Source organism: Nocardia harenae NBRC 108248 (genome assembly GCF_001612885.1).
Taxonomy (GTDB): domain Bacteria; phylum Actinomycetota; class Actinomycetes; order Mycobacteriales; family Mycobacteriaceae; genus Nocardia; species Nocardia harenae.
Window position 1 is genome coordinate 62,633 of record NZ_BDBH01000016.1, and the last position, 8,848, is coordinate 71,480.

General features: G+C 74.9%; 9 protein-coding genes. All 9 read right to left on the minus strand.

The annotated features are described in order from the left end of the window. Positions 1–89: 89 nt before the first annotated feature. Positions 90–263 (minus strand): DUF2613 domain-containing protein, encoded by a 174-nt coding sequence (locus NH2_RS28455; protein WP_084505929.1) that lies wholly within the window; start codon positions 261–263, stop codon positions 90–92. Between the two features lie 230 nt (positions 264–493). Continuing rightward, on the minus strand, positions 494–1,579 hold the full coding sequence (locus tag NH2_RS26765) for an isochorismate synthase (protein WP_067660331.1): 1,086 nt from the start codon (positions 1,577–1,579) through the stop codon (positions 494–496). A 30-nt stretch (positions 1,580–1,609) separates the two neighbouring features. Continuing rightward, complete coding sequence (locus NH2_RS26770) at positions 1,610–2,077, minus strand: universal stress protein (protein ID WP_067660334.1); 468 nt, start codon at positions 2,075–2,077, stop codon at positions 1,610–1,612. 30 nt (positions 2,078–2,107) lie between these two features. Next, positions 2,108–3,172: an MSMEG_0565 family glycosyltransferase gene (locus NH2_RS26775; RefSeq protein WP_067660337.1), complete on the minus strand. Its 1,065-nt coding sequence runs from the start codon at positions 3,170–3,172 to the stop codon at positions 2,108–2,110. Next, entirely contained in the window at positions 3,172–4,020 is an 849-nt protein-coding gene (locus NH2_RS26780) for a carbon-nitrogen hydrolase family protein (RefSeq protein WP_067660340.1), read from the minus strand. Before NH2_RS26780 ends, NH2_RS26775 begins: the two co-directional genes overlap by 1 nt. A gap of 9 nt (positions 4,021–4,029) precedes the next feature. Beyond that, on the minus strand, positions 4,030–5,313 hold the full coding sequence (locus tag NH2_RS26785; RefSeq protein WP_067660343.1) for an MSMEG_0569 family flavin-dependent oxidoreductase: 1,284 nt from the start codon (positions 5,311–5,313) through the stop codon (positions 4,030–4,032). After that, a complete protein-coding gene (locus NH2_RS26790; protein WP_067660346.1) occupies positions 5,306–6,208 on the minus strand; it encodes a carbon-nitrogen hydrolase family protein in 903 nt (300 codons plus the stop codon). The genes NH2_RS26785 and NH2_RS26790 overlap by 8 nt, the downstream gene beginning before the upstream one ends. Beyond that, positions 6,205–7,626, minus strand: coding sequence for an MSMEG_0567/sll0787 family protein (locus NH2_RS26795; protein WP_067660382.1), 1,422 nt, complete (start codon positions 7,624–7,626; stop codon positions 6,205–6,207). The genes NH2_RS26790 and NH2_RS26795 overlap by 4 nt, the downstream gene beginning before the upstream one ends. 109 nt (positions 7,627–7,735) lie before the next feature. Further along, positions 7,736–8,794, minus strand: coding sequence for an MSMEG_0568 family radical SAM protein (locus NH2_RS26800; RefSeq protein ID WP_067660349.1), 1,059 nt, complete (start codon positions 8,792–8,794; stop codon positions 7,736–7,738). Positions 8,795–8,848 lie beyond the last annotated feature (54 nt).

Here is an 8,848-nt window from a genome sequence, read left to right on the forward strand (position 1 = left end):
GAGGAACCAGCGCCTGCCTAGCGGCGCGGTGTCGTCATCGGCGCCCGCCGCGCGCGGCGCGCGGGTGCCGAGGACGGGTGGAGCGGAGGTCAGCGGCTGCCGTACTCGACGTTGTTGAGCAGCGAGGAATCGGCGTCACCGCTGCGGTCGATCTCCGGCCGCGAGTTCTGCTGCACCGCGGCGGTGATGACGAAGACCGCGATCGCACCGATAACGGCGCCCGCGACCGCACTCACGAGACCGGGAACGGCAAAGGACTTCATCGCGGCACTCCAATACGACAGGGGCAGGCACGTGTTCCGGGTCAACCTAGCAGCCTTCGGCGCCGCCGCGGGGAGACGGGCGCGTTTCCGAGCCATCGGTTCGCGGTTCGGCTCGCGGCCGCGGCGCGGAGCACGGTGGCGGCGCCGCCCACCGGGGTGCCCGTTCGCGGGTGTGCGGTCCGTGGGATTCGGGCAGCCGAGCGGAGGGGGAGCGCGGCGGCCGCCCGCGATCAGCCCGCCGCTGCCGGGCAGTCGAGCGCGCCGAGCAGGGTGCGTAATTTGGCCGTGGTCTCGTCCAGCTCGGTGCGCGGGTCGGACCCGGCGACGATGCCCCCGCCCGCGAAGGCGCGCAGCGTGTGCCCACCGGCCGCGATCTCCGCGCTGCGGATGGCGACGACCCACTCCCCGTCCCCGTCCGGCGTGCACCAGCCGACCGCCCCGCCGTAGAACCCGCGATCCTCCTCGGCGTCGACCACCCGGTCCAGCGCGGCCAGCGTCGGGGTGCCGCAGACCGCGGGGGTCGGGTGCAGCAGCACCGCGAGGTCGAGCGCGCTCGGCGCCGGATCGGCGAGCGTGCCGTCGATCGGCGAGGCCAGGTGCCAGACCGCGTCCGTGCGCACCAGCTCCGGCCGCTCCGGAACGCGCAGCGTCCGGCAGACCGGCGCCAGCCGCTCCCGGATCCACGCCACCACGTAGGCGTGCTCCTCCAGGTTCTTGGCATCGCTGCGCAGCGCCTCGGCCCGCGCCCGGTCCGCCTCCGGGTCGGCGAGCCGCGGCACCGTGCCCGCCAGCGGCCGCAGCGAGACGACTCCGCCGCGCCGCGCGACCAGCACCTCCGGCGAGGCCCCGACCACCGCGTCCCCCGGCCGCCCCGCCACCGCGAGATCCGCGACGAAGACGTGCGCGCCCGGGTGCCGCTGCCGCAGCCGTGCGGCCACGTCCTGCGGGTCGATCCGCTCGGTCTCGCTACCGACCAGCACCGAGCGCGCCGCCACCACCTTGCGCAGCGGGTCGGCGGGGTCGCCGATCTGCTCGACCAGCTTGGTCACCCGCGCGATGTGCTCGTCCGGCGAGGGGAGCTCGGCCACCACCCGCAGCCGGGGCAGCTCCACCGGCGGCACCGGCGTCGGCGCGCGGCGCTCCAGCCGCTCCGGCACGATGAGCGCCGCCGGCCTGCGCGGATCGAAGGGCAGCGCCCCCACCACCGGGTCGCCGCCGCGCAGCGCCGCCGCGGCCGCCGCCGGGTCGGTGAACCCGGCACGCGTCCCGTGCGCGCGCAGCACCTCGGCCGGAGTGGCGAGCAGGAACGATGTCATAGCTCCGACCTTAGAACGGGCCGGAACGGGTCACCGCCCCGGTGGGACCAGCAACACAGGGCGGTGGCAGTGCCTGAGCACGGCGTCGGCGACGCTGCTGCGCAGCAGCGCGCGCAACCCGGTGGAGCCGCGGGTGCCCGCCACGATGATGTCGACATCGAGCTCGTCGGCGCACTCCACGATGGCGTTCCAGATGGTGGTGCTGCACTCCTCGGTGCGCGCCTCGGCATTGAGCCCGGCCAGCTCGGCCAGGTGCAGCCCCTCGGCGTTGACCGCCCGCGCGTCGCGGTAGGCGATGTCCTCGATCTCGTCCTCCGGCACCCACTCCGGCTGCATGACGCCGGAGAGCCCGGAGAGCCGGGCGGCCTGCCGCACCATGGGTTCCCACGCGGTGAGCACGACCGCCTTCTCGGCGCTGAGGAAGCGGCCGGCGTAGGTGATGGCGCGCTTGGCGTTCTCGGAACCGTCGTAGGCGATGAGCATCCGATCGCAGGGCACGGCGACCTCCCGGGGTTTGTGTGATCCAGGTTACAGCGGCCTCGTGCCCACCGGCACGTGCTCGCGGTAGAACGCCAGGTGCGCCGCGGCGGCAGCCGCCCAGTCGTAGCCCCGGGCCAGCGCGCGACCCGCCTCCCGCCGCTCCGGCGACGGCTCCCGCGCCTGCTCCAGCAGCACCGCCGCCTCGGCGACGTCCCGCGCGTAGGTGACGGCGGCACCGAACACCTCGCGCAGCACCGGCAGCTCCCGCGCGACCACCGGAACCCCGGCCGCCAGCGCCTCCATGGCCGCCAGCCCGAAACCCTCCCTGGTGGAGAGGAACCCGAGCACCTCGGCCCCCGCCACCAACCCGGGCAGCTCGTCGTGCGGCACCGGCCCGAGCACCAGCGGCTCGACCCCGAGTTCCGCGGCCCGCCGGTCGAACTCGGCCCGGTACGCCCGGTAGTCGAAGAGCGTCTCGCCCCCGGCGAACACCAGCCGCGGCCCAGCGGGCATGCGGGCGAACGCCTCCAGCAGATCGATACTCCCCTTGCGCGGCTCGATCCCGCCGACGGCGAGCACATACCGCCCGAGCCGCCGATCCGGCACCGCCGCGGCGAAGCGCTCGTACTCCACCCCGTTCGGGATCACCGCCGGCGTCAGCCCCCAGCCCGCCCGCACCTCGTCGGCCACCGCGCGCGAGACGCAGATCCGCGCGAACGGCCGCACCACCGCGCGCTCGTGGCAGCGCACCAGCTCCGGTGTGCTGAAGGTGTCCAGGTGGTGGATGGTGCGCACGCAGCGCCCGACAGCATTGGCGGTAATGCAGTCCTGGGCGTGCACCACGTCGTACCCGGCCGGGTCGAAGGCCGCGCGCAGCACCGCGATCGAGCGCAGGATCCGCGCCCCCACCCCCTCGCCATCGCGCGCGGCGAACGGCACCACCTCGACCCGGACCCCCGGCCGCACCGGCCGGAAGAACGCCTGGTCGCCGCCGCGCCCGAGGGTCCACACGGTGACCTCGGCCCCGGCGTTGGCCAGCGCCTCGGCCAGGTTCAGGGTGTGCACGACCCCGCCGCGCGGCTTGGTCGAGTAGGTGAGCAGCGCGACGCGCATCAGAATGCCTTCTCCCTGAGCAGGTTCGGATAGCTGCCGACCCGCCGCTCGGCCAGGTGGTGCAGCACCCGGCGGGCCCGCTCCACCTCGGCCGCCACATCGATGTCGGCCACCGCGAGGCCGCCCTTGGACCAGGTCTTGGCCAGCACGTCACCGCCGGGGCCGACCACCTTGGCCTGCCCGAGGAAGCGCAGGTTTCCGGTGACCCCGGTCTGATTCGACGACACCAGCACCACCTGGTTCTCCGCCGCCCGTGCCTGGTCGTAGAGGTCGAAGAGCCGGGCCTGGCGGTCGTTCGGCAGCCGGGAGGCGCGGTCGGTGACGCTGGCGGGCCAGGCCGAGAGCGCCGCGATGAGCTGCGCGCCGTCCAGCGCCAGCGTGCGCGCGGCCTCCGGGAAGGTCTTGTCGTAGTCGATGAGCATCCCCATCCGCCCGACGGGGGTGTCGAAGGCGTGGAAGCCGTCGCCGGGGGCGTAGGCCAGGTGCTCGCCCGCGGGCTGGTGCACCTTGCGGTGCCTGCCGAGGATGCCGTCCCCGGTCAGGCAGACCGCGGCGTTGTACCTGCGCTCGCCGTCGCGCTCGGCGTAGCCGACGCAGATCGTCATGTGCCGCGCCATCTCCCGGATTCGGCGCAGCTCGGGGCCGTCCGGGTCGATGGCCTCCGGGCCGGACGCCGGGTCGGGGTTGCGCAGGTCGCCGATGTAGCCGCCGAGCGTGGCGTCGGGCAGCACGAGCAACTCGACGCGCTGCTCGCGCAGCCGCTCGACGATGCCGTCGAGCTTCTCCAGCGCGCGGCCGATATCGGCGCCGAAATGCCCGGCGAGCGCGGCGATCCTGGTGGTCGGCACGGCCGCCCCTCAGGCCGCGACGCTGGCCGAGGCGGCCGCCGCGATCCGCTCGGCCAGGTACTCGGCGTCCCGCGCGATCGCCGCGAACCGCCCCGACCCCCAGGTGTGCAGCCAGGGCAGCCCGACGAAGTACAGCCCGGGCGAGGTGGTGACGCCGCGGTTGTGGCACGGGTGCCCCTCGCCGTCGAAGACCCCCGCGCGCAGCCAGCGGTAGTCGGTGCGGAACCCGACCGACCACACCACCGCCGAGATCCCGGCCGCGCGCAGGTCGAGCGCGGTGCGCTCGTGCTCGGGCCGCCACACCGGGGTGTAGCGCGGCTCGACCGGCGCGGCGATGCCCGCGCGGTCGATATAGCCGTCGATGGCGTTCTTGATGCCGTCGGCCACCGCGTCGGCGGCGTCGAGGGAGCGCTCCAGCGAGGCGTCGAAGCGGGCGGTGCCGTCCGGGTCGAGCCCGATCAGCCTGCCGTAGAGCGCCATGCCCTCCAGCGCGAAGCGGCGCAGGTCGATATCGCGGCCGCCGTCCCGCCCGGTGACGTAGTGATTGGTGTTCTCCCGCTTGCCGATGCCGCCGGGCTGATCCTCGATCGGGATGTCGTAGTGCCCCATGTCGTGCAGCCAGGCCACACAGTCGCGGCCCCGGTAGAAGCGGGCGACCCGGGGCGCGTTGCCCACCGCCAGGTGCACCTCGCGCCCGGCCAGGTGCAGGTCCTCGGCGATCTGCGCGCCGGACTGCCCGGTGCCGACCACCAGCACCGCGCCCGCGGGCAGCGCCGCCGGGCTGCGGTACTCGGCGGAGTGCAGCTGGGTGACCGCCGCGGGCAGCCGCTCGGCGAAGCGCGGAATCGTCGGCACGTGGTAGCCGCCGGTCGCGACCACCACCTGGTTCGCGTGGAAGCCGCCCGCCGCGGTCTCCAGGTCGTAGCCGCCGCGCGGCGCGCGCGTCATCGCGTGCACCCCGGCGTGCTCGAGCACCGGTGCGCCGAAGCTGTCGGCGTAGCCGCGGACGAAGCGGTACACCTCGTCGCGGGCCATGAAGCCGTCCGGGTCGGGGCCGTCGTAGGCGTAGCCGGGCAGTACGCACTGCCAGTTCGGGGTGACCAGGGTGAAGTTGTCCCAGCGGCCGTCGCGCCACTCGTGCGCGATGGTGTCGCGCTCCAGCAGCAGGTGGTCGATGCCGCGGCGGGTCAGGTGCCAGCTCACCGCGAGCCCGGCCTGGCCGGCGCCGACCACGATCACGTCGTGGTGCCGCACCCGCGGCGGGCAGAGGGTGGGGGCGAGCTGCTCAGACATGGACGGCCAGCCGTCCGGTGACGCCGTGCTCGCGCACCACGCTGTGGTACAGCTCCGGCCGCCGGTCGCGCAGGTTGTACATACCGCCGCCGCGGGCCCGCTCCAGCGCCTCGGCCACGTCGAGGGTGGCGGTCGCCAGCCCGGGGTGCACCCCGGTGGTGGCCAGCACCTCGCCGCCGGGCCCGACGATCTTGGCGCTGCACACGAAGCGCAGCGAGCCGAAGGTGCCCGCCTGGTTGGAGGCCACCCAGACCAGCTGGTTCTCCACCGCGCGGGCCCGGTCGAAGATGTCGAAGCGGTGCAGCCAGCGGTCGTCCTCCAGGTTCGCCACCGTCGCGGTGCGCGAGGTGGGCCAGGCGGAGAGCGAGGTGACGATCTCGGCGCCGTCCAGCGCCAGCGCCCGCGCGGCCTCCGGGAAGGCCTTGTCGTAGCAGATCTGCATGCCCATCCGGCCGATCGGCGTGTCGAAGGCGCGGTACTCCGAACCCGCGCTGTAGCAGAGGTTCTCGCCGAGCGGCTGGTGCACCTTGCGGTAGCTGCCGAGCACGCCGTCGCCGTGCAGCGTCACCGCGGCGTTGTACCTGGTGTCGCCGTCGGCCTCGCAGAAGCCGAGGGTGATCACCAGGTCGCCCGCGATCTCGGCGATCCGGCGCAGCTCGGGGCCGTCCAGCTCCAGCGCGGGCGGCAGGCTGCGAAGGCGGCGCTCCCTGGCCTCGGGAGTCTCGTCACCGCCGCCCAGGCTGGGCAGGTAGCCGCCGAGGCAGGCCTCGGGCAGCACGAGCAGGCTGCTGCCGCGCTCCCGCGCCGCGTCGGCGAGTTCGGCGATGGTGCGGTAGCAGGTCTCCAGGTCGCGGCCGAACTCGGCGGCCGCGACGGCGATGGTGGTGTCGGTCATGATTCTCCCAATCCAGTGACGGTGCCGGGCACCGCCGTAGTCGTCGCGCCGTCCGGCCAGCGCAGCCGCACCCCGGCGCCGGGGACCAGCCGACCGCAGACGGCGGAGCGGGCGGGGCCGGTGGCGGGGGCGGGGGTGCCCGGCCGGTCGGCGGTGAGCACGGCGAAGCCGGGGAAGCAGGTGAGCCAGGCGCCGAGCGCGGCCGTCTCCGGGCGGGGGATGCGGGCGACGTCCAGCTCCGCGCCGAGCCCGCTCGCCTCGGCGAGCATGCCGGTGGTGCCCGCGATGCCCGCCATGCTGACATCCTTCGCCGCGGCCGGGGCCGCCCAGGCGACCACCCGGTTCAGCGCGCGCAGCTCGGCACCGCTGCGCCGGGAGGTCGAATCCCACTGTCTGCCGTGGTATCCCGGACGCCAGCCGCCCTCGGTGTCGGCGGTGAGCCGGAGTTCGTGGCCGGGCCTGCCGCCGCCGCCCGGCACCGGTCTCGCGGCGCGGCCGAGCGCCGTCACCGCGAGCGCCGCCGGGACGCCGACCTGGGTGTGGCCGCCGAGCACCGGCACGTCCCACGCGCTCGCCGCGGCGGCGAGGCCGCGCATCAGCGCGGTGAGGGTGGCGCGGGTCGGGGCGGCGACGGCGTCGAGCAGGCCGACGGGTTCGGCGCCCATGGCGGCCAGGTCGTTGAGGTTGACCAGGACCGCGCACCAGCCCGCCCACTCCGGGTCGCGCTCGGCCATGGACGGCAGGATGGCGTCGCAGGCGGCGATCAGGTCGCTGCCGGGTACCGGGGCGCCGTCGTCGCCGCGGAAGCCGGCGCCGCCGAGGTTCTCCGCGTGGTCCAGCGGGGTCAGCACCTCGGCGAGCAGCGCCTTCGTCGAGTTGGTCAGCCGTTCGACGCGGTCGATGGGCCAGCGCACGGCGACGTGCGGGCGGCCGTTGATCGCGGTGGTGCCGAGGCGTTCCCAGCCGAGGCGGGCGAAGAGTTTCGCGTGGGCGGCCTGGACGGTCGCCTCGAAGCGGAGGACGTCCGCGGTCTCGGCGTGCGCGCAGGCGGCAGCGACCAGGGCGGCGCCGACGCCCCCGGTGCGCAGGTCGGGCCGGACGACCAGGCGGCTGCCGGTCCACCAGCCGATGTCGGGGTCGGTGGCGGGGGCGAGGCGGACACCGCCGAGGACGGTGCCGTCCGCGGCCTTGGCCACCAGCACGACAGTGCGGGCGTCGTCGTCGCGGTCGTCGCGGTCCGTCTCCGTGAACAGGCCCTGGTCGTGGACGAAGGCTTCGCGGCGCAGGTCTCGATAGGCGCGGAGATCGGCCCCGTCGGCGGGCTGGATGAGGAAGGGATCGGGTGCGGGGCCGGTGAGCACGCTGAAGTCGGGCGGTCGGCCCCGGTGCGGGCCGTTGAGCAGGTCACTCCAGCTCATGGCCCGGTACATCGCATCGCGTTCCGCGGCTCGGCTGGATTGTGCGGCAGGGTTGGGCCCGGCGCTCCCGGCCGCGGGGCCCGCTGTGCGTGCGGAGAGAGCGGTCATCTCACCCACCCGCGTTCTGCAGGAGACTGCACGCCCCGCAGGCGGCGCAGCCCGCCTTCTGCCCGGACCCGCGCATCCCCGCGGCGTCGAGCAGGGCGGCGACCCGGACGGTCACGTCCCGCACCAGCTCGGACGGCGGCGCGGCCGCCCGGTCCACCTCGGCCGCGAGCGTCCCCGCCAGCGGCCGGAAAGGCACAACGAACGGGTACACCCCGAGCTCGATGAGCTCGGCCGCCCCCTCGACCAGCTCGTCCGCATCCTCACCCAGCCCGACCAGCAGATACGTCGAGACCTGGTTGCGGCCGAAGACCCGCACCGCCTCGGCCCACGCGGCCCGGTACTCGGCCAGCGGCACCGTCGCCTTGCCCGGCATCCAGCGGGCGCGCACCGCGTCGTCCAGCGACTCCACGTGGATGCCGATGGCATCGGCCCCGGCCGCCCGCAGCTCGGTGAGCGTCGCCAGATCGCCCGGCGGCTCGCACTGCACCTGAATCGCCAGCTCGGGCACCGCCGCCTTGACCGCCCGCACACAGCGGGCCAGGTGCCGCGCCCCGCGGTCCTTGGCCGCCGAGGTGCCGGTGGTCATCACCATCTGCCGCACCCCGTCGAGCCGCACCGCGGCCGCCGCGACCTCGGCCAGCTGCTCCGGCCGCTTCACCGCGACGGTGTCGCCCGCGGCCAGCGAGGCCTCGATGGCGCAGAACCGGCAACGTTGCTCCGCCCCGTACCGGATGCAGGTCTGCACCACGGTGGTGGCAAGCACGTCCTTGCCGTGCAGCCGGGCGAGCTTGTCGTAGCCGACCCCGTCGGCGGTGCGCAGGTCGTAGAAGGCGGGCCTGCGCACCGGCTCGACCTCGAGCCCCAGATCGGCGCCGTCCAGCAGCAACCTGTTGTCCCGCACCAGATACGGGCTGTCCGAGCGCAGCGGAATCGCCGCGCCGACACCGCCGATGAGCACGTGGCCGTCATCGCTCGGCCCCGCCCCCGCGCGCCGCTGAACCGGCGCATCGACGCGAACCCCCAGCAGCGCCAGATCGATCCGGGTGGACAGAGCGCTCATGGCTGTGCCCTTCTCGGCACGAGCGAGAGCCCTCCGTGGCTACGCTCCGCTACC

Excerpts from the sequence above, each read along its gene's own strand:
- NH2_RS28455 (WP_084505929.1), bottom strand. The coding sequence starts at position 263 with ATGAAGTCCTTTGCCGTTCCCGGTCTCGTGAGTGCGGTCGCGGGCGCC.
- NH2_RS26765 (WP_067660331.1), bottom strand. The coding sequence starts at position 1,579 with ATGACATCGTTCCTGCTCGCCACTCCGGCCGAGGTGCTGCGCGCGCAC.
- NH2_RS26775 (WP_067660337.1), bottom strand. The coding sequence starts at position 3,172 with ATGCGCGTCGCGCTGCTCACCTACTCGACCAAGCCGCGCGGCGGGGTC.
- NH2_RS26785 (WP_067660343.1), bottom strand. The coding sequence starts at position 5,313 with ATGTCTGAGCAGCTCGCCCCCACCCTCTGCCCGCCGCGGGTGCGGCAC.
- NH2_RS26790 (WP_067660346.1), bottom strand. The coding sequence starts at position 6,208 with ATGACCGACACCACCATCGCCGTCGCGGCCGCCGAGTTCGGCCGCGAC.
- NH2_RS26795 (WP_067660382.1), bottom strand. The coding sequence starts at position 7,626 with ATGAGCTGGAGTGACCTGCTCAACGGCCCGCACCGGGGCCGACCGCCC.
- NH2_RS26800 (WP_067660349.1), bottom strand. The coding sequence starts at position 8,794 with ATGAGCGCTCTGTCCACCCGGATCGATCTGGCGCTGCTGGGGGTTCGC.